The following is a 20491-nucleotide window of genomic DNA, read 5'->3' as shown; positions in this document are numbered from 1 at the left end:
CAGTGAGCGACCAGCGGCCGCGGCAGGAGTTCTCGGGTCTTCGCATGGGAAGCCCGTTCGGCATCCCCGTGTACGTGTCGTGGACCTGGCTCATCATCGCGGGCTTCATCACGATCACCTTCAAGGACGTCTTCCAGCTGGAGTCCATGAGCGACCTCGAGGGGTACGGCGTGGCCTTCGCCTTCGCCGTCCTGCTCTACCTGTCGGTGCTGTTGCACGAGCTGGCCCACAGCGTCCTGGCCAAGTGGTACGGCCTGCCGGTCCGCCGGATCACGCTCTACCTGCTCGGCGGCGTCTCCGAGATCGAGCAGGAGCCGCCCACGCCGGGCAAGGAGTTCATGATCGCCGCGGCGGGGCCGGCCCTGTCGCTGGGCCTGGCCGGGATCGGGATCGTGGCCGACGTGTTCGTGGTCCACGGCGCGGGCATCCCGCAGGTCCTCATCCAGCAGCTGTGGTGGTCCAACCTGATCGTCGGCATCTTCAACCTGCTGCCCGGCCTGCCGCTGGACGGCGGGCGCATGCTGCGCGCGGGCGTGTGGAAGCTGACCGCCAGCTCCGGCCGTGGCACCCTCGCCGCCGGCTGGACCGGGCGCGGCCTGGCCGTCGTGCTGATCCTGGTGCCGCTGCTGATGTCGCTGCTGAGCGGCCGGGAGATCGTGCCGGTCCAGCTCGTCTGGTCGGTGGTGCTGGCCTCGTTCATCTGGATGGGCGCCAGCCAGGCGCTCAACGTCGCCCGCATCCGCGCCCGCATCCCGCAGGTCAACGCCCGCCAGCTGGCCCGCAGGGCGATCCCGGTGACCGCGTCCACGCCGTTGTCGGAGGCGCTGCGCCAGGCGGGCGAGGCACGGGCCGGGGCGATGGTCGTCGTCGACCACGAGAGCCGCCCGGTGGCCATCGTCCACGAGGCCTCGGTCCAGGCGACGCCCGAGCACCGCCGCCCCTGGGTGGAGGTGGGCACCCTGGCCAAGACGCTCGAGCCCGCCATGGTGCTGGCCGCCGATCTTGCCGGAGAGCCGCTCATCGACGCCATGCGCGAGTCGCCGGCCGCCGAGTATCTGCTGGTGGAGCGGGGTGGCGAGATCTACGGCGTGCTCGCCACGGCGGACGTCAACCGGGTCTTCTCGGGGGTCTGACGGTTTCCCCCTGCTGCCCTGGCCGATAGGGTGCCTTTTGGACAGGCTTGCACCAGTGCGGGGTTTGCCGCGGTCCGGGGGTTTCACCGAATCGAGACCTTGGCCCCGCGGCCGACTGGGTATGCGTAAGGCTGGCGGCCAGCACGATTGATGCGGGTGCCGCACAACCGCCGGCTTCCGGGGAGGAGAGGTTCAGTGACGGACCAGGGCTTCGGAGTGGTGCGTCCGCTTCCTGGCAACGGGCTGGTCGCCTACGTGGGCGGGCTGCTGCTGGCATGCGACGACGCGTCTGAGGCGGCCGCCACCGACCTGATCGAGGCACTGCGCGAGACCGCGGCGACCGGCGGCGACGGCAGGGCCCTGGCCCGCCGCGCGGCCCAGGCGCTGGCCCGCTCCATGACCGGCGACCCCGCCACCTGCGCCGTGGCCGGACCGGTGAGCGGCGGCGTCGCCGTACTCGTCAGCGGAGCCGCCTCCGCCACGGTCGTCACCGCGGAGGGTGAGACGCGGCTGTCCGGAACCGACTCCCTGACCTGGGCCGACCGCCTGATCACCGGCCAGGTGCAGCGGGTCGAGCTCAGCCTGCCCGGCGCCGGGCGCCCCCATCCCGCCGTGGGGTTCGACGGCGGGATCGTCGGTGGCGCCGGTCTCATCGCCGACATGGTCGACGCCCCCGGCCCGCGGGCCGGGTCCAGGTCGCGGACGGATGCCGGCGCCCTCGACGCGCGGCCGCTGACCGAGGAACTGCCCAACACGGCGCTGCACTTCGAGCCCGACCTGATGCCGCAGCCGCCGTCGGGACCCCAGCCTCAGCCACAGGGGCAGTCCCAGCCGCAGGTGCAGCCCGCGCCCGTGCAGATGGCGCCCTACCCGATGCCCAGCCCGGAACCGCCGCGGGCCGAGAGCCCGTCCTCCGGCCCGCAGGCGCCGCCCGAGCCGCCGCAGTACGAACCGCCGCACTTCGACCCTCCGGCCTACGAACCGCCCTTCGAGCCGCAGCAGTCGGGCGGCTTCGACCAGCAGCCGGGCGGGTTCGAGCAGGGTCCGCCGCCGGGCTTCGACCAGGGTCCCCAGCCGGGGTTCGAGCAGGGACCTCAGCCGGGGTTCGAGCAGGGCCCGCCGCCCGGCTTCGACCAAGGTCCCCAGCAGGGCTTCGACCAGGGCCCGCCGCCCGGCTTCGAGCAGGGACCTCAGCCGGGGTTCGAGCAGGGCCCGCCGCCCGGCTTCGACCAGGGGCCGCCGCCCGGCCAGCAGCCGCCGGTCCAGGACCCGTGGGGCCCGCCGCCCGGGGTGCCGGCCGGCGCCATGACCCCGCCGGACGCCGCCGCGCCCAACGGCGCCGCCTCCGAAGGCGACCAGCGGCCCATGGTCTACGGCGTGGACTGCAAGAACGACCACTTCAACGACCCGCGCGTGCCGTACTGCGCGGTGTGCGGGATCGCGCTCGTCCAGCGCACCCTCGTCCCCTACAAGGGCCCGCGCCCCTCGCTCGGCGTCCTGATCCTGGACGACGGCATGGCGCTGCCCCTGGAGTCGGACTACCTGCTCGGCCGCGACCCCGAGCGCGCCCCCGAGGTGGCCGGCGGCACGGCCCGCCCCGCCAAGGTGACCAGCCCCGACGGCTCCGTCTCCCGCCGCCACCTGCGCGTCGCGCTGGACGGCTGGGACGTCAACCTCGTGGATCTCGGCTCCGTCAACGGCACTCAGATCCAGCCTCCGGGCGACCCCAACTTCTACGACATCCCGCCGAACGAGCCCGTCACCATCACGCCGGGCACCACCGTGCGCGTCGGCGTCTCCCGCACGATGCGCTTCGAGGCGCACCGGGGATAGGCCGGGGTCAGCGTTCGCGCTTGGCGGGGAGCATCATGGGCAACCCGGTGAGCGGGTCGGGGAACACCGCGCACTCGAGGGCGAAGACCTCGCCCATCAGCTGCGCGGTGACGATCTCCCGGGGGTCGCCGCAGGCCACGACCCGCCCCTCACGCATCACCACCAGGTCGGTGGCGTAGCGGATCGCCTGGTTGATGTCGTGCAGCACGGCGACCATCGTCCGGCCGCCGCGCTGCAGATCGGTGAAGAGCTCCATCAGCTCCACCTGGTGGGCCACGTCCAGATAGGTCGTGGGCTCGTCGAGCAGCATGATCGGGGTCTGCTGGGCCAGCGCCACCGCCACCCACACGCGCTGCTGCTGGCCTCCGGACAGGTCGTTGACGCGCCTGGCCGCCAGGTCGAAGGTGCCGGTGGCGGTCAGCGCCTCGTGCACCGCCCGCTCGTCGGCCTCGGTCCACTGCTGGAAGAGGCCCTGGTGGGGGAAGCGGCCCCGGGCCACGAGGCCGGCGACGGTGATGCCGTCGGGCGCGATCGAGCTCTGGGCCAGCACGCCGATCTCGCGCGCCACCTGCCGGGGGCCGAGCCGGTGCAGGTCGCGCCCGCCGAGCAGGACGCGGCCGGCGCGCGGCGGCAGCAGGCGGCCGAGGCCGCGCAGGAGCGTGGACTTGCCGCAGCCGTTCGGGCCGATGACGACGGTGAACGAGCCGGCGCGGATCGTCAGGTCGAGCTGCTCCACGACCAGGCCGGCGCCGTACCCCAGGGAGAGGCCCTCGGCGGTGAGGGGGGCCGCGCCGGTGGCCGAGGGGCTGTCTGCCGAGCGGGTGATGGTCACAGGCGTCTCGCTTCGCGTACCAGGAGCCAGATCAGGTAGAGGCCGCCCAGGCAGACCGTGACGACGCCCACGGGCAGTTGGACGGGCAGGAACGCCGCCCGGGCGACGGTGTCGCCGAACAGCAGCAGGAGGGCGCCGACCAGGCCGGCGCCGACCGGCGCCCAGCCGCCGCGGCCGGTCAGCCTGGCGGCGATCTGCGGCGCCACCAGCGCGATGAAGCTGATCGGCCCGGCCACGGCCGTGGCCACGGCGACCAGGCCCACACCGGTGGCCGTGAGCACCACCTGGGTACGGCGCACGCGCACGCCGAGCGCGGCGGCCGCCTCCAGCCCCATCTCCAGGGCCCGCACGCGCGAGCCGTACAGGACGGCGGCGGCCGAGAAGACGGCGGTGCCCGCGATCGCGACGGGCAGGGCGTCCGGGGCGACGGAGTTGAGGCTGCCGTTGCCCCACAGCGCGGCGGTCATCGCCACCTGGAGCTCGGTCTTGGCCATGATCCAGGTGTTGAGCGCGCTCAGGATCGCGCTGACCCCGATGCCGACCACGATGAGGCGGAAACCGCGCAGACCGCCCCGGTAGGACAGCGCCAGCACGATCGCGGCCACGACCAGCCCGGAGGCCAGCGCGCCCGCGGAGACGACGGCGGTGGGCGCGTGGAAGACGGCGATGAGCACGATGGCGCCGGTGTAGGAGCCGGTGGTGAAGCCGATGACGTCGGGGCTGCCGAGCGGGTTGCGCGTGAGCGACTGGAAGACGGCGCCGCTCACGGCCAGCCCGAAGCCCAGCACCAGGGCCAGCAGCACCCGGGTGAGCCGCCACTGCTGCACCACGATCGTGTCCATCCGGGAGCCGCCGCCGTGAAAGGTGGCGAACACGTCGGGCAGCGGCACGAAGATGTCGCCGAGGCCGAGGGCGGCCAGCGCGGTGACGACGATGACGGCGGCCAGCGCGCCGTTCACCAGGAAGGCGCGGCGGTCGAGGCGGGCCGACAGCAGCGGGGTGCGGACGGTCCACTCGCGGCGGCCGGTGTTCGGCTTCCGGGGGATCACAGGCCGCTCGCCTCCTTGCGCCGGGCCAGCACGATGAGGAAGGGCGCGCCCACGAACGCGGTGACGATGCCCGCGGGGAGCTCGCCCGGCCAGAGCACCACGCGGCCGGCGGTGTCGGCCACCAGCAGCAGCACCGCGCCCAGCACGGCGCTGAAGGCGGCGATCCAGCGCTGGTCCACGCCGAACAGCCAGCGCACCACGTGGGGGATCATGAGACCGGCGAACCCGATGGGACCGGCCAGCGCCGTCGTCGCGCCGCAGAGCAGGGTCACCGCGACGACCACGCCGGCACGGACCGGGCCGAGCCGTACGCCGAGGGCACGGGCGGGGCCGTCGCCGAGGACGACCGCGTTGAGCGACGGGGCCAGGACGAAGGCCACGGCGAGCCCGACACCGATCAGGGGCAGAATCTGCACGACCATCGCCAGCGTCCGGTCGTTGAGCGCGCCGGTCTCCCAGTGGCGCATCAGGGTGAACGCCTGGGGGCGCAGCATGGTGATGGCGCCGGCCAGGCCCTGCAGCACGGCGCCGAAGGCCAGCCCGACCAGGACGAGCGTGATCGGGCCCGCGGTGCGGGTGCGGCTCATGGAGCCGAGCAGGTAGACCACGGCGGCGGCCGCGGCGGCCCCGGCCAGCGCGGCGGCGATGCGGCCGGGCAGCCCGGACACGCCGAGAAAGGCGACGGCGAGCGCCACGGCGAAACCCGCCCCGGCGTTGACGCCCAGGATCCCGGGGTCGGCCAGCGGATTGCGGGTGAGCGCCTGGATGAGGGCGCCGGCCACCGCGAGGCCGGCGCCTGCGGCCAGGGCCAGGATCGTGCGCGGCACTCGCAGCTCGAGCACCGTCCTGGCCTCCACCGAGTGCGCCTCGCCCGCCAGGGCCGTCAGGACCGTCCCCGGCGAGATGGGCGCCGCCCCGACCATCAGGCTGAGCAGCACCGCCGCCAGCAGGAGCACGACACACCCGAACAGCCAGACCACCGGCGGGACGGCCGCCCGACCCAGCCGCCCGCTCGCCCCGCCGGCCGCCGCGGCCCGCGCGAGCCGTCCGCCCTGGGCGCCGTCCGCGGCCCGCGCGGGCCGTCCGCCCTGGGCGCCGTCCGCGGCTTGACCGGGCCGTTCGTCCTTCGCGATGGGTACGGCCGGCGTCGCGGGGCCGGGCCGCCCGCCGTGCCGGTCAGAGGCCGAGCCGCTCAAGCTCGTCCTCGTAGTCGTCCCGGAGCTCCTCCTCGTCGCGGCCGGTGTCCTCCCAGATCGCGTCAAGCCTTCGCAGAACGTCGGCGGGCAGCGACCGGAAGCGCTCGGCCCACGCCTCCCCGTTGGGCGTCCAATACCCGATGATCTTGTAGTGGCGGCCCGGCAGGCCGCGCTCCTTGCGCAGGTAGCGGCGGACCGCCCGCATCGTGTCCGCCGGCCCGGCCGCCCAGACGTAGCCGCCGTCGAGGGAGCGGCTGACGGGTACGGCGGCGCGGACGGCGTCGGCTAGCGCGCTGGGCCCGTGCCCGTTGCCCGCGTGCAGCCAGGTCACCTCGACGTTCGGCCGCTCGGGCAGGTCCAGGAGCGAGTCGTCGTCCGGGATCTCGGCGATGACCTTCGTGGTGACCGTCTCGGGCACGCCCTCCAGCAGCCGGGCGAGGGCGGGCAGGCCGGTGAGGTCGGCGGCCAGCAGCTGCCAGCGCAGCCCCGCGGGCGGGTCGTACAGGCCGGTGGGGGAGTTGAGGCCGAGGACGTCGCCGGGCCGGGCGCCGAGGGCCCACTGGGCGGCGATTCCGCCCTCGTGCACGACGAAGTCGACGACCACCTCCCCGGGCCGGGCCGCGCGGACGGTGTAGGTGCGCATGGGCGCCTCCGGACGGCCCTCGGGGGTGCGCCAGCGGTCGCCGTCGGCCTCGGGCAGGGAGACGTCGCGCCGGTCGGCGCCGTGCGGGAAGAACACGCGCACGTACTCGTCCCCGACGCCGGTGGTCGGGAAGTCCTCGTCCGGCGCCAGCGTGATCCGGATCATGGTGGCGCTCAGGCGGGTGACGGTCTTCACCTCGGTGCGGAAGATGCGCATGGCCGCGCTCACCCGCCGAGGCGGGGGTTGGCGGTCAGGTCCTTGCGCACCTGTTCCAGGAACGCCTGCTGACCGCTCGGCGAGCCGTAGGCCATCTCCATGTTGTAGGTGAAGATGCGCTTGCCCTTGACGAACGGCAGCGCCCGCCAGGCGGGACTCTGGCCGAGGGTGTCGAGCATGGTCGTGAGTTCCTTCTTGCCCTGCTCGCCGACGCCGACGGAGACCCAGACCGCGTCGATGTCGCGGAGCCTGCCCAGTTGCTCGGGGCTGAAGGTGAGCTTGTCGTCGTCGCTGAGCGGGCTGCGCTTGAGGCCGAGGTCGTCGAACGCCTTGCAGGCGACGCCGGCGTAGCAGGCGATGCTGCCGTTGCCCTCCCAGTAGCCGAACGTGGCCACGGTGAGGCCGGAGTTGCCGGCCTCGGCGATGCCGGTCCTGGCCTCGGCGGCCTGCTTGGTGTAGGCGTCCTTCCAGGCGGTGTACCGGTCGGTGCGGCCGAGGTCGCGGGCGGTGCGCTCGAAGTGGGTCTCCCAGTTCTTGCCGTCGAAGGCGTCGACGGTGTAGGTGGGCGCGATCTGGCCCAGCCGGGGGTGCACCTTGTCGTCGTAGCCGAGGCCGTTGAGGATGAAGTCCGGTTCGGCGCGCAGGACCTGCTCGTAGTTGTACTCGGGGTAGTTGGCGAAGGGTTCGACGTCCTTGAGCGGGGCCGTTGGGAAGTAGTCGGGGAAGGTGGTGAAGCCGCTGTCGCCCCGGATCGGCTGGCTCTTGGCGAGCGGGATGCCGAGGGTCATCAGGATGTCGACGTCGGTGGTGTAGAAGCCCAGGGCGGCTTTCGGCTGTTGCGGCATGGCGACGGGGTGGCCCTGCGGGTCCTTGATCGTGGTGGCCGTCGCGGCCGGGCCGCTGGAGGCCGCCGCGCCGCATCCGGTCAGGAGCAGGGCGAGGACGAGCGCGGTGGCTCCCATCGAGGTGGAAGACATGGGGTCCGATCTCTCATTTCGGGCTGGACGGGCTGGCGCCGCCCAGGGCTGAGAGGGAACTTAGCATAGGCTAACCTAACCTACCGCGTGTCCTTATTGGATCAATGCCCAGGTTAGCCTTGCCTAACCTTGTGTCGATGTGTGCAGGAGTGTCAGGTGAAGTCAGGGCGGGACGTACTCTCGCATGCCATCAGAAGCCAGCGCGGCAGGCTGATCGGAGGATCGGTCCTCGGCGCCGGGCACCAGGCCGGTGAAGCCCTGGTGCCCGTGCTCGTCGGCCTGGCCGTCGACCAGGCCGTCGCCGAGGCCGGCTGGGGCCGGTTGCTGATGTGGCTGGCCGTACTGGCCGTCGTCTACGTCGGACTGTCGTTCAGCTACCGCTTCGGCGCCCGCGCCGGAGAGCACGCCGCGGTGGAGGCCGCCCACGACATCCGCGCCCAGGTGGTCGCCCGCGTCCTGCACCCGGGCGGCGGCGCCGACGCGGACCGGCTGCCCGGCGAGCTGACCGGCATCGCCACCGAGGACGCGCGGCGCGCCGGCATGGTCGTGCTGGCGGTGCTCACCGGGATCGCCGCCTTCTCCGGCCTGGCCGTGGCCACCGTCGTGCTGCTCAGCACCTCCGTGCCGCTCGGGCTCATCGTCCTGCTCGGCACGCCCGCCCTGCTGTGGCTGGGACACCTGCTCAGCAAGCCGCTGGAACGCCGCAGCGAGGTCGAGCAGGAGCGCGCCGCCCACGCCTCGGGAGTGGCCGCCGACCTGGTCGCCGGGCTGCGGGTGCTCAAAGGCATCGGCGCCGAGTCCGCCGCCGTCGAACGCTACCGGCGCACCAGCCGCACCTCCCTGGCCGCCACCCTGCGCGCCGCCCGCGCCGAGGCCACCCAGAACGGTGTCGTCATCGCGCTGACCACCGCCTTCATCGCACTGCTCGCCCTGGCCGGCGGCAGGTTCGCGCTCGACGGCACGATCACCCTCGGCCAGCTCGTCGCGGCCGTCGGCCTCGCGCTCCACCTCCAGGGCCCCCTGCAGATGCTCGCGTGGGTCAACGCCGAACTCGCCCAGGCCCGCGCCTCCGCCACCCGCCTGGCCGCGCTGCTGTCCGCACCGCCCGTGGTCACGCCCGGCGGGCGCGAGCTGCCCGCCGCGATCGAAGGCGCGGTACGGCTCAGCGGCGTCACCCACGGCCCCCTGCGCGACCTGGACATCGACATCACCCCGGGCGAACTCGTCGGCGTCGCCGCCACCGACCCCGCGGCCGCCGCCGGTCTGCTGCGCTGCCTGGGCCGCCAGATCGACCCGGAGTCGGGCACCGTCGAACTGGACGGCATCCCGCTGCGCGAACTCGACCCCGCCAGGCTCCGCGAAGCCGTCCTGGTGGCCGAGCACGACGCGGTCCTGTTCGAGGGGACGGTCGCCGACAACGCCGGCGACCCCGACGCCCTGGCCGCCGCCGGCGTCGCCGACCTGTCCGCCGGCACCCCGGTCGGCGAACGCGGCGGCTCGCTGTCCGGCGGCCAGCGGCAGCGGGTGGCCCTGGCCAGGGCACTGGCGGCCCGCCGTCCCGTCCTGGTCCTGCACGACCCGACCAGCGCCGTGGACGCCGTCACCGAGGCGCGCATCGCCGCCTCCGTCCGGCGGATGCGCGACGGCCTCACCACCGTCCTGGTGACCACCAGCCCCGCGCTGCTCGCGGCGGCGGACCGGGTCCTGCTCCTGGACGGCGGCCGTGTCACCGACGCCGCCCCCCACGCCGACCTGCTACGCCGCAACCCCGACTACCGCAAGGCGGTGCTGGCATGACGTCCCCTCTGTCTTCCGACGACGACGCGAACCACCCCCGCACCCCGGACGGCGCCGGTGGGAAGGAGCTTCTTCCCACCGCCACGCCCGCCCGCACCCGCGCCGCCGTCTACGAGGTCATGCGACCGCATCGCGCGGTGGCCGCCGCCGGTTTCGCCCTGCTGGTGGTCGCCACCTCCGCAGGGCTCGCGGTCCAGCCGCTGCTCGGCCAGGTCGTGGACCTGGTGGCCGGGCGCGCCCCCGCCGCCGCGCTCACCACGCCGGTCGCGTTGCTGGCGCTGGCCGGACTGGTTCAGGGCGCGCTGACCGCCTGGGGGCTGGTCCTCGTGGCCAGGCTCGGCGAGACCGCCCTGGCCGAACTGCGCGAACGCTTCGTCGAACGAGCCCTGACCCTGCCCCTGGACCAGGTCGAACGCGCCGGCTCCGGAGACCTCACCGCCCGCGTGACCGGCGACGTCGCACGCGTGGCCGAGGCCGTGCGATCGGCGCTGCCCGCGCTGGCCCGCTCGCTGCTGTCGATCGTGCTCACGCTCGTGGCCATGGCGCTGCTGGACTGGCGCTTCATGGTCGCCGCCCTGCTGGCCATCCCGGTGCAGGTGCACACAGGCCGCTGGTACGTCCGCAACGCCGTACCCCTGTATGCCGCCCAGCGGGTCGCGACCGGCGAGCAGCAGCAGCAACTGCTCGACACCATCGTCGGCGCCCCGACCGTGCGGGCGCTGCGCGCCGAGGCCGAGCACGCCGGCCGCGTGGACGCCAGCTCGCGGGCGGCCATGGACCTGACGAAACGCGGCATCCACCTCGTGCTGCGCTTCTACAGCCGCCTGCACATCGCCGAGTACACCGGGCTGGCCGCCGTCCTGGCCGCGGGGGTGCTGCTGGTGCAGAACGGCTCGGTGTCGGTCGGTACGGCTACCGCCGCCGCGTTGTACTTCCTCAACCTGTTCGGCCCGATCAACACGGCACTCGCCCTCCTGGACGACGCCCAGGCGGCGAACGCCAGCCTGTCCCGCCTGATCGGCGTCGCCGACCAGGCGGCCCGGGCCGAAGCCGCCGTCGGGGACGACGGCCGGATCAGCGTCCGCGGGCTCGGTCACGCCTACGAGCCGGGACGTCCGGTCCTGCACGACGTCGACCTCGACATCGCACCCGGCGAACGCGTCGCCCTGGTGGGGCCGAGCGGCGCCGGCAAGACCACGCTGGCCAAGATCGTCGCCGGGGTGCACGAGCCCACGTCCGGCATGGTCCGGACGCCGGGCGGGGTGGCCATGGTGACGCAGGAGGCCCACGTGTTCGCCGGCCCGCTCGCCGACGACCTGCGGCTGGCCCGCCCGGACGCCACCGACGCGGATCTCCGCGCCGCCCTGTCCAGGGTGGGCGCGCTCGGCTGGGCGGAGGCGCTGCCCGGCGGCCTGTCCACGGTCGTCGGCCACGGCGGCCACCGCCTGACCGGCGCCCAGCGCCAGCAGCTCGCCCTGGCCCGGCTGGTCCTGGCCGACCCGGCCGTGGCCGTGCTCGACGAGGCCACCGCCGAAGCCGGCAGCACCGGCGCCGACGCCCTGGAACGCGCCGTGGAACAGGCCATCGACGGCAGAACCGCCCTCATCGTCGCCCACCGCCTCACCCAGGCCGCCACGGCCGACCGGGTCGTCGTCATGGAGAACGGCCGCGTGGTGGAACACGGCCCCCACGACACCCTGCGCGCCGCGGGCGGCCCCTACGCGGGCCACTGGGCCGCCTGGACCAGCCACCACCCACCCAAGGACACCCCGTAGCCGCCGGCCGGCCCGAGGCCGGGCTAGTGGCGGGTCAGGGCTCGGGCGAGTTCGGCGGGAGAGTTGACGCCCAGCTTCCAGTACGCCTGGTTGCGGTGGTTCATCGCCGTGCGGATGGCGATGCCCAGGCGCTCGGCGATCTCGCGGTGGGTGAGGCCGGCGGCGGTCAGCTTGGCCACCTGGAGTTCGCGGTTGGTCAGGTTCGGTGCGGCCAGTCCGCGCAGGGCCGGGGTGTCCACGCCCTGGCAGGCGCCGGCCAGCGACCACGCCTCGGTCGCCGCCGCACGGGCCGCCTTCTCACCCCTGGTACGGCGGAGCAGCGCGGCGGCCTGGGCGGCGGACTCGGCCGCGTGCAGGCGCAGCCCCAAGGTGTCGAAGCCGGAAGCCACCTCCAGCAGGCCGCCCGGGTCGCCGGCGGCCAGGGCGCGGGCGTGGCGGGCCGCCAGCCGTACCCTTGGGCCGTCCACCACCGCGGCCAGCTCCTCCAGGCGGGGCAGGGCCGAGTGCGGCGCCCCGAGGCGTACCACGTCGTGCAGCGCCACCGACTCGAACGCCGCCAGCCCCGCGGCCCGGCTGTCCGCCGCGGCGGCCAGGGCCAGGTCGACGGCGTGTTCGTGCTCGCCCGCGGCGGCGGCGATCCATACCCGGGTCAGGGCCACCCAGCGGGTGAACGCGGTCCAGGTCGCCCGGTTGCGTTCCAGGGCGGCGCGCAGCGTCTCCCGCGCGGCCGGGGCGTCACCGCGTAGCGCCTGAACCGCCGCATACGCCCCCATGCAGCCGCCCACGGTCACCGCCGTCTCGTGGTTGGCCGGGGAGTGCAGGATGAGCAGCGCGGCCCCCAGCTCACCGCGTAGCGTCGCCGCGTGACCCCGTGACAGCGCCAGGCTGCCCTCGCCTCTGGACCAGCCGCGCTGCCCGGCGAGTTCGGCGCGCATGGAGGCGATGGCGGCGTCCATGACGGGGAGCTCGCCGGCGAAATAGCCGCACATGGCCCACGTGGAATGCAGGGGCGAGACCAGCGCCGGGATGCCGTCCCGCCACGCCGCCTCCGCACTCAGAACCTCGCGCACCAGGTCGGCGGCCTCGTGGGCGCGCCCGGCGTAACACAGGGCCAGGGCCCGCGAGCTGAGCACCTGCGCCCGTAGCACCGGCCCCAGCTCCACGGCCCCGGGCCCCGCCGCACGGGACGCCCAAGCCCCGGGTACGGCGGGCCGCGCCGTACCCGGCAGGAGGGACGCGCTGAGGCGGAGGGCGTCGGCGGGGCGGGCGGCGGAGGCGGACAGGGACAGGCGCTGGGTGGCCAGGTGGAGGCGGAGGGCGGGGTCGGTGAGGGCGGGTTCGGTGGTGGCCAGGAGGTCGAGGGCGTCGCCGAGGCGGTCCATGCCCCAGGCGAGGTTGCTGGCCACGGCCTGGGCGAGGCGGGCCCGGCCGGGTTCGTCGGCGGGCGGCGGGACGGCGTCCAGGACGGCGCGGGCCCGGTCGGGCTGCTGGGCGTAGTCGAGGACGGTGGCGAGCTGGACGGCGGCCCCGGCGTCGCCGCCCGCCTCCAGGGCGGCCTCGCCCAGGCGGATGGCGGTGGGGTAGTCGTGGGCGGCCCAGGCCAGGCGGCAGGCGGTCAGGAGGGGTTCGGGGGCGGCGCCGAGGCCGGCGGCCAGGCGCCAGACGGTGACGCGGACCAGGTCCTCGACGCGGCGCAGGCCGGTGGGTTCGAGGGCGGCGACGAGGTCGGCGTGCCTGCGACGGCGGCGGAGTTCTGGGCAGTGCTCGCGGGCGACCTCTCCGTAGAGCGGGTGGCCGAGGCGGGCGACCTCCCTGCGGCGTTCCACGCTCACCTTGATGAGGCCGCGTTCCTCGGCTTCCAGCACCGCCTCCTCCGAGCACAGGGCCGACAGGGTGCGGGCGCCCACGGGCTCGGCGAAGGCGGTGTATTCGAGGACGGCCTTCAGGGACGCCGACAGGGCGCCGATGCGCTCGTGGATGAGGTCGGCCAGGCGCGGCGCGAGGGGCGGGTCGCCGGTCAGCTTCCATACGCCCTGGATCGGGTGGAGCGCTCCAGAGGCGCGGGCGGCGGTGACCACCTCGTGCAGGAACAGCGCGTTGCCCTCGGTGATCTCGCCGAGGCGGCGGGCGGTGGCGTCGTCGGGCGGGCCGCCCAGGGCGGCGGTCAGGACGGCGACCAGGTCGGCGTCGGTGAACGGCACGACGTCCAGGCGGCGCACGTGGCCGTCGCGCCACAGGCCCGTCACCGAGTCGGGGGCTGGTTCGCCGGTGCGCAGGGTGGCGACCAGGCGGGCCAGCCGGCCGCGGACCAGGGAGGCGATCACCTCGGCGGAGTGGCTGTCGAGCAGGTGGGCGTCGTCGACGGCCAGGACGAGGACGCGGCCGCGGGCCTGCTTGAGGAGTTCCTCGCCGGCCCAGCGCAGGGTGTTGACGAGGTGGGGCGGGTGGTCGCGGGGGATGAGGTCGGCCAGGGCGCCGTTGGGGATGGCGGCGGCCGCCTTGGTGGCGGTGACGGGGAGCAGGGTCACCTTCGCGGGGCGGAAGGCGTCGAGCGTCTTCGCGGCGAGCCGGCTCTTGCCGACTCCGGCCGGCCCGGCGATGAGCACGCCCTGGGCGGTCGGGTCGCGCGCCAGGCGTGCCAGGTGCTCCAGCTCCTGCCTGCGCCCGGCGAAGGGCCAGGTCTTCATACTGGGAGATTACGCCCTTGATACGCTTTATGTGATCGAATATCTTGCGTTCTGTGGCGCGGTGGGGGGCGAAATTCGACGTCGATTGCCCGGGTTGCGGCCGGCAGACGCTGGCCCGTGAAGCGGACGCCCCTCACCGGGTTTTCCTGCCGGCCGAATTACGGCCGTTCGCGCTGGCCGCCTGCCAGAGCTGCGGGCAGGCGATGTTGCTGCTGTCCGGCGAGGAGGAACCGGACGCCGACCCCGACGACCTGCCCGCCCGCCCCGCGGAGGTGCTCTGGCCGGCGCCGGGACGGGAGATCGGCGAGCAGGTCCCGGACGTCGTGCGCACCGAACTGACCCAGGCCAGAACGGGCCTGCGCGCGGGCTCGCCGGCCGCGGCCGTCCTGCACGTGCGCCGCCTGCTGGAGGCCGTCTGCGCCGACCACGGCGTCACCGGCCGCACCCTCTTCCACGCCCTGCACGAGCTGCGGGCACGCGGGCTGATCGACGGCCGGCTGCTCGGCTGGGCCGAGGAACTGCGCGAACTCGGCAACGAGGCCGCCCACCTGGGCGCCGCCGCCCTCACCCGCCGCGAGGCCGCCGACGCGGTGGAACTCGCCGAAGCACTCATCGACTACTTATATGTCTTTTCGCCGAAATATCAGCATTTTCAGGTACGGCGGGCCAGGGCGGCCCCGAATACCCGGAAAAGCCGCGCAGTACGCGTCGAGACCCCGGCCATGCGCATTCTTCGCAAAACCCGGACCCCATTCGTCGTTCACCCCTATCCGCACGATCCCGCCCACACCAAGTCCCGGGCCGCCGTCGCACGGGCCCTCGGCGTGCCGCCGCCGCGCATGCTGAAGGCCGTCCTGCTCTACCTGGGCCACCACGCCGTCCTGGCCATCGCCCCCATCGAGGGCCGGATCGACGAACACGCCCTGGCCGCCGCGTTCGGCGCCGCCGCCGCCCGGGTCGCCGAACGCGCCGACGTGGCCAGGATCGGCGAGGCCATCGCCGCCGACGTCCTCAGCCCGGTGGCTCTGCCGTACCTGCCGTCGGTGCTGGACGCGGGGGCGGCCGGGCAGGACAGCGTCTTCATCCCCAGCGGCCGGCACGGGCTCGAGCTGGAACTCGCGCCGGGCGACCTGATCCGCGTCACTGCCGCCAGAACCGCCCAGATCATGAAATGACCGCCCCGATCCAGGCCCCGGCCCCAATCCCGAGTCCGAGGTGAGACGCACGTGCCCGACATCACGCTGGAGGCCGAGGCCGACCTGCTGCACTCCCTGGAGGAGTGGCTGCGCGACGTGGACGCGCTGCGCGGCAGGGTCCGCCTGCTGACGCCGCCGCCCGCCCCCGGCCGGATGGGCGCGCCGCCCGAGCTCAGGGTCGCGGTCGAGACCGGCGCCCAGGCCACGGCGCTGAGCCGGACCGTCGAGCTGTGGCTGCGGGTGCGCGGCGCGGGTGTCACGCTCAAGCTGCGGGTCGGCCGGCGCGTCACCGAGCTCGACCTGCGCGGCGAGGTGGACGTGGACCGGCTCGCCCGCCAGGTGGACGCCGTCCTGCGCGAGGCGCTGCACGCCGCCGGGCAATGACGTCAGGCTCCGGCGGGGGTGCGGAAGGTCTGCACGCCGCGCAGGAGGCGGACGGCCGCCTCCATGCCGCTGGCCGCCTCCAGGGCGCGGCCGGCGGCGGTGGCGAAGCGGCCGAGCAGGTGGGCGTCGGTGTCGTCGAAGTCCCGCCCGGCCGCCCACAGGAAGGCGTGCTCCCGGGTGGCCAGCGGGACCGGGACGGCCAGGAAGCCGGGTTCGCCCACCGCATGGTCGCGGGGCAGGACGACGGGCCGGGCGTAGGCGGCCAGTTCCTTCAGGACCCCGGACTCGGCCAGCCAGGCGCGGACCCGCAGCGGGTCGCCGCGCGGGGCGTGCAGGGCGACCGAGCGGGCGAGTTCCCGCAGCGGGTCCACCTGGACGAACCCGGCGTAGCCCACGCCGGTCACGGCGGCGGCCGACCAGGTCAGGAGGTCGGTGAGCGCTTCCGCGTCCACGCGGGAGAATGCCTGGATGAGCTCGTCCACAACAGCGTCGGTGCGGCTTGGTCTCATGAGGTTCCCCATGGCCGGGCGGTGCCTGGTGGGTCGGTGATTCCGACTAATACCCCCCAAAACCGCCCTTGGCCATACCTTCACAAGAAATCAGGATTTTTCCCCCAACTTCGGATGCAGGAGCTCCCACGTGACGTCGTCGGCCCAGCCGCCGTCCACGCTGGGGATGATCTGGCGATGCACCGACTCCCTGGCGAACCCGGCACGTTCCAGCACCCGGTGGGAGGGCGCGTTGTCCACGTTCGTGCCCGCCGTCAGCCGGCGCAGCGGCGTGGCCGAGAAGGCCCAGTCCACCAGCAGCGCCAGCGCCCGGCTCATGAAGCCCCTGCCGTGGAAGGACGGCATCAGCGCGTAGCCGACCATCGCCTGGTGCAGCACCTGCGTCACGTTCACCAGCTGCACGTGCCCGGCGAACGCCCCGGTGGCCGCATCGGTGATCGCCAGCTCCACCCGCTGCCCCGACATCCACCAGAAGCCGGTGTAGCGGCACCGCCGTACGTGCTCGGCCAGCGGCGACGGCGGCATCAGCGAATAGCGCCGCACGACCGGCTCCTCCAGCATGGCCATGAACGGCTGGGCGTGCTCCTCGGCCATCGGCGCCAGCCGTACCACGCCGTCGGTCAGGTGCCCGTCCCGGAAGAAGGGGAAGTACGGCCCGGCCGTCTCCACCGCCTCGCCCGGAAGCCGGCCGAACGTCACCAGGTCCGAGCGGCGGCCGTCGCGCAGCGCCTTGGCCTCGCGCCGGACGCCCTCCTGGCGGAACCCGGCCTTGTAGGCGACACGCAGGCTGCCGAGGTTCTCCACCTCGGCCTCCAGCTCCACGCGGCGGGCCCCGTGGTCGAGCGCCCAGTCGGCCACCGCCCTGGCCGCCGTGCCGGCCACGCCGGCGCCCCGCGCGGCGGGCGCCACCCAGTAGCCCATCGAGACCGTGCCCCAGCGGTCCGGCGGCGTCAGGCCGATCGCGCCGACGTGCCGGCCGTCCCGGGTGACGGTGAACTCGGCGCCGCCCTCGTCCCACCGCCGGGCCGCCAGCGCGAGGTACCCCTGGGCGTCGGCCGTCGTGTAGGGGCTGGGCAGGAGCGGCATGAACCGGGCCATCACCGGGTCGTTGGACGCCTCGACGATCGCCCCGAGATCGCCGTGGGAGGGGGGCCGGAGCAACAGCGGACCGGCGGAGAGCACATCGCGCGGGAACATCCCCCCTTCATATCGCGCGTCTGGGCCAGTCGAAATCCCTATAACCTTGCCGCCATGGGTTTCCGCAGGCATGGGCCTTTCCAGGCGGGGGATCAGGTGCAGCTCACCGACCCCAAGAACAAGCGCCACACGATCACGCTCAAAGAGGACGGCGTCTTCCACACCCACAAGGGCGCCATCCCGCACAGCGATCTGATCGGGCAGCCCGAGGGCTCCGTGGTGCGTTCGTCCGGCGGCACCCAGTACCTCGCCTTCCGGCACCTGCTGCAGGACTACACCCTGGCCATGCCGCGCGGCGCCGCCGTCATCTACCCCAAGGACGCCTCGATGATCGTCGGCATGGCCGACGTCTTCCCCGGCGCCCGGGTCATCGAGGCCGGGGTGGGCTCCGGCGCGCTGACCTGCTTCCTGCTGCGCGCGGTCGGCCCCGAGGGGCACGTGACCTCCTACGAGCGCCGCCAGGAGTTCGCCGACGTGGCCCGCAAGAACGTGGAGAAGTTCTACGGCGGCGCCATGGACAGCTGGCGCCTGGTCGTGGGCGACCTCAACGAGTCGATCGACGAGATCGACGTCGACCGGGTCATCCTCGACATGCTGGCCCCCTGGGAGTGCGTGGACGCCGCCGCCAAGGCGCTCACCCCGGGTGGGGTCATCTGCTGTTACGTCGCGACGACGACCCAGATGTCCAAGACGGTGGAGACGATTCGGGATCACGGGAGTTTCACCGAGCCCCATGCGTGGGAGACCCTCCTTCGCGACTGGCATGTCGAGGGCCTGGCCGTACGACCTGATCATCGGATGATCGGCCACACGGGTTTCCTCGTCACCGCCCGCCGCATGGCCGACGGCGTCACCCCGCCGCCGCGCCGCAGACGACCGAAGGGGACGACCGAAGAACTATGACAATTTGGCCACGAGGGTGCGTTGGTGCGTGACACGGGAACAAGCAGCCGTGTTCATATGCTGGCAGGATTAAACGCACCATTGGGGATTATTCACCGAATACTGAATGTCACTCTACGAACACTGCCCGGCCAGGTTACGGAGGGGCCCGAGATAGGTAAGGTCCTTAGTAGTCGCCCTCGACTGGGAAGGAGGTGACGGGGCGTGGCAGCTCGCGATGATGCTGAGGCTCGAGCCGCGCAGCGCGAACGGGAGGTCGCTGATCTCACAACACAGGTCTCCTTCCTCCAAGAGGAGATCACCGCGCTGAGGCGGAAGCTGGCCGAGTCACCCCGTCAGGCCAGGGTCCTCGAAGAGCGTCTCCATGAGGCACAGGCGAATCTGGCGGCCGTGACCGGCCAGAACGAGCGCCTGGTGGCAACCCTCAAGGAGGCCAGGGACCAGATCGTCGCCCTCAAGGAAGAGGTGGACCGGCTGGCGCAACCGCCATCCGGCTTCGGCACCTTCCTGGAGGCCAGAGAAGACGGCACGATCGAGGTGTTCACCGGCGGACGCAAGCTCCGGGTGAACGTCAGCCCCGCCGTCGACGTGGACTCGCTGCGGCGTGGCCAGGAGGTCATGCTCAACGAGGCGCTCAACGTGGTCGAAGCACTCGGCTACGAAGAGGTCGGCGAGATCGTGATGCTCAAGGAACTACTCGACAACGGCAAGCGCGCCCTGGTCATCTCGCACGCCGACGAGGAACGCGTCGTGCGCCTGGCCGAGTCGCTGGTCGGCCAGCCCATCAGGGCCGGCGACTCGCTGCTGCTCGAGCCGCGCTCCGGCTACGTCTACGAGCGCATTCCCAAGTCCGAAGTCGAAGAGCTGGTGCTGGAGGAGGTGCCCGACATCTCCTACCACGAGATCGGCGGCCTCTCCCGGCAGATCGAGCAGATCAGGGACGCCATCGAGCTGCCCTACCTGCACGCCGACCTCTTCCGCGAGCACAAACTCCGCCCCCCGAAGGGCGTGCTGCTGTACGGCCCGCCCGGCTGCGGCAAGACGCTCATCGCCAAAGCGGTCGCCAACTCGCTGGCCAAGCAGGTCGCCGAGAAGACCGGCCAGGAGGGCAAGAGCTTCTTCCTCAACATCAAGGGCCCCGAGCTGCTCAACAAGTACGTCGGCGAGACCGAGCGGCACATCCGCCTGGTCTTCCAGCGGGCCCGTGAGAAGGCCTCCGAGGGCACCCCGGTGATCGTGTTCTTCGACGAGATGGACTCGATCTTCCGCACCCGCGGCTCGGGCGTCTCCTCCGACGTCGAGAACACCATCGTGCCCCAGCTGCTGTCGGAGATCGACGGCGTCGAGGGCCTGGAGAACGTCATCGTCATCGGCGCCTCCAACCGCGAGGACATGATCGACCCGGCGATCCTGCGGCCCGGCCGCCTGGACGTCAAGATCAAGATCGAGCGGCCGGACGCCGAGGCGGCGAAGGACATCTTCTCCAAGTACCTCGTCACCGACCTGCCCCTGCACGGCGAGGACCTCTCCGAGCACGGCGACTCGCGCGAGTCCACCATCGCGGGCATGATCCAGAGCGTCGTGGAGCGCATGTACACCGAGAGCGAGGAGAACCGCTTCCTCGAGGTGACCTACGCCAACGGCGACAAGGAGGTCCTGTACTTCAAGGACTTCAACTCCGGCGCGATGATCCAGAACATCGTCGACCGGGGCAAGAAGATGGCCATCAAGCAGTTCCTCGAGACCGGCCAGAAGGGCCTGCGCGTGCAGCACCTGCTGACCGCGTGCGTGGATGAGTTCTCCGAGAACGAGGACCTGCCCAACACCACCAACCCGGACGACTGGGCCCGCATCTCCGGAAAGAAGGGCGAGCGGATCGTGTACATCCGCACCCTGGTCTCCGGCAAGCAGGGCTCCGAGGCCGGCCGGTCCATCGACACCGTCGCCAACACCGGACAGTACCTGTAGATCCGTCCTCAAGGACCGCGCGGGCATCCGCCCCGCGCGGTCCTTGTCCGTCCCCGGGTCCTGCCCGGGTTCTGTCCGGGGTTCTGTCCGGGGTTCTGTCCGGGTTCGTACGGCGCGGCCCAGGTCACGCCACCCGCCGCACGGGGCTGGGGACACTCCAGGGAGACGGCCGTCCACCGGGGCGTGGCGGGCCGCC

16 protein-coding genes are annotated in these 20491 nt (G+C 73.2%); 8 read left to right on the top strand and 8 right to left on the bottom strand.

From position 1 onward, the window contains the following. Positions 1-2 precede the first annotated feature (2 nt). Complete coding sequence (locus tag FVE25_RS15115) at positions 3-1133, top strand: site-2 protease family protein (RefSeq protein WP_246267036.1); 1131 nt, start codon at positions 3-5, stop codon at positions 1131-1133. 195 nt (positions 1134-1328) lie between these two features. After that, positions 1329-2966: an FHA domain-containing protein gene (locus tag FVE25_RS15110; RefSeq protein WP_157247428.1), complete on the top strand. Its 1638-nt coding sequence runs from the start codon at positions 1329-1331 to the stop codon at positions 2964-2966. A 7-nt stretch (positions 2967-2973) separates the two neighbouring features. Here FVE25_RS15110 and FVE25_RS15105 read toward each other — a convergent pair whose 3' ends face one another. Genes FVE25_RS15105 through FVE25_RS15085 form a run of 5 tightly spaced genes read right to left on the bottom strand, consistent with a single transcriptional unit; the run spans position 2974 to position 7879 of the window. Further along, entirely contained in the window at positions 2974-3798 is an 825-nt protein-coding gene (locus FVE25_RS15105) for an ABC transporter ATP-binding protein (RefSeq protein WP_157247426.1), read from the bottom strand. Then, the gene (locus tag FVE25_RS15100; protein WP_157247424.1) at positions 3795-4847 is read right to left on the bottom strand and encodes a FecCD family ABC transporter permease; all 1053 of its coding nucleotides are present in this window, start codon (positions 4845-4847) and stop codon (positions 3795-3797) included. Before FVE25_RS15100 ends, FVE25_RS15105 begins: the two co-directional genes overlap by 4 nt. Further along, complete coding sequence (locus tag FVE25_RS15095) at positions 4844-6043, bottom strand: FecCD family ABC transporter permease (protein ID WP_246267034.1); 1200 nt, start codon at positions 6041-6043, stop codon at positions 4844-4846. The genes FVE25_RS15100 and FVE25_RS15095 overlap by 4 nt, the downstream gene beginning before the upstream one ends. Continuing rightward, the gene (locus tag FVE25_RS15090) at positions 6024-6902 is read right to left on the bottom strand and encodes a siderophore-interacting protein (RefSeq protein WP_157247422.1); all 879 of its coding nucleotides are present in this window, start codon (positions 6900-6902) and stop codon (positions 6024-6026) included. The genes FVE25_RS15095 and FVE25_RS15090 overlap by 20 nt, the downstream gene beginning before the upstream one ends. Positions 6903-6910: 8 nt before the next feature. After that, positions 6911-7879 carry an ABC transporter substrate-binding protein gene (locus tag FVE25_RS15085; protein ID WP_157247420.1) on the bottom strand — a complete coding sequence of 323 codons (969 nt, stop codon included), beginning with the start codon at positions 7877-7879 and terminating at the stop codon, positions 6911-6913. Positions 7880-8035: 156 nt separating this feature from the next. Between FVE25_RS15085 and FVE25_RS15080 the strand changes: the two genes are divergently transcribed. Next, positions 8036-9676 carry an ABC transporter ATP-binding protein gene (locus FVE25_RS15080; RefSeq protein ID WP_157247418.1) on the top strand — a complete coding sequence of 547 codons (1641 nt, stop codon included), beginning with the start codon at positions 8036-8038 and terminating at the stop codon, positions 9674-9676. Next, a complete protein-coding gene (locus FVE25_RS15075; protein ID WP_157247416.1) occupies positions 9673-11451 on the top strand; it encodes an ABC transporter ATP-binding protein in 1779 nt (592 codons plus the stop codon). Before FVE25_RS15080 ends, FVE25_RS15075 begins: the two co-directional genes overlap by 4 nt. Before the next feature lie 23 nt (positions 11452-11474). Here FVE25_RS15075 and FVE25_RS15070 read toward each other — a convergent pair whose 3' ends face one another. Next, positions 11475-14138 (bottom strand): LuxR C-terminal-related transcriptional regulator, encoded by a 2664-nt coding sequence (locus FVE25_RS15070; protein WP_157247414.1) that lies wholly within the window; start codon positions 14136-14138, stop codon positions 11475-11477. Between the two features lie 53 nt (positions 14139-14191). On the opposite strand from FVE25_RS15070, the gene FVE25_RS15065 reads away from it, so the two are divergent. Both FVE25_RS15065 and FVE25_RS15060 read left to right on the top strand, forming a co-directional pair. Then, positions 14192-15313, top strand: coding sequence for a DUF4145 domain-containing protein (locus FVE25_RS15065; RefSeq protein WP_157247412.1), 1122 nt, complete (start codon positions 14192-14194; stop codon positions 15311-15313). Between the two features lie 51 nt (positions 15314-15364). Then, positions 15365-15718: an effector-associated constant component EACC1 gene (locus tag FVE25_RS15060; protein WP_157247410.1), complete on the top strand. Its 354-nt coding sequence runs from the start codon at positions 15365-15367 to the stop codon at positions 15716-15718. Between the two features lie 2 nt (positions 15719-15720). Here the strand turns inward: FVE25_RS15060 and FVE25_RS15055 are convergent, their stop codons facing one another. Together FVE25_RS15055 and FVE25_RS15050 are read right to left on the bottom strand one after the other, a co-directional pair. After that, entirely contained in the window at positions 15721-16227 is a 507-nt protein-coding gene (locus FVE25_RS15055) for a hypothetical protein (protein ID WP_157247409.1), read from the bottom strand. A 90-nt stretch (positions 16228-16317) separates the two neighbouring features. Then, the gene (locus tag FVE25_RS15050; RefSeq protein WP_181019594.1) at positions 16318-17424 is read right to left on the bottom strand and encodes a GNAT family N-acetyltransferase; all 1107 of its coding nucleotides are present in this window, start codon (positions 17422-17424) and stop codon (positions 16318-16320) included. A 54-nt stretch (positions 17425-17478) separates the two neighbouring features. Here FVE25_RS15050 and FVE25_RS15045 point away from each other — a divergent pair, with 54 nt between their 5' ends. Further along, positions 17479-18327 (top strand): tRNA (adenine-N1)-methyltransferase, encoded by an 849-nt coding sequence (locus tag FVE25_RS15045; RefSeq protein WP_157247404.1) that lies wholly within the window; start codon positions 17479-17481, stop codon positions 18325-18327. Between the two features lie 204 nt (positions 18328-18531). Continuing rightward, positions 18532-20295, top strand: coding sequence for a proteasome ATPase (gene arc / locus FVE25_RS15040; protein WP_157247402.1), 1764 nt, complete (start codon positions 18532-18534; stop codon positions 20293-20295). The last annotated feature ends 196 nt before the right edge of the window (positions 20296-20491 follow it).

This window comes from Nonomuraea typhae, from assembly GCF_009760925.1.
Classification (GTDB): domain Bacteria; phylum Actinomycetota; class Actinomycetes; order Streptosporangiales; family Streptosporangiaceae; genus Nonomuraea; species Nonomuraea typhae.
Note: the sequence above shows the minus strand (reverse complement) of the source record. Positions and strands in the feature narration are given on the sequence as shown.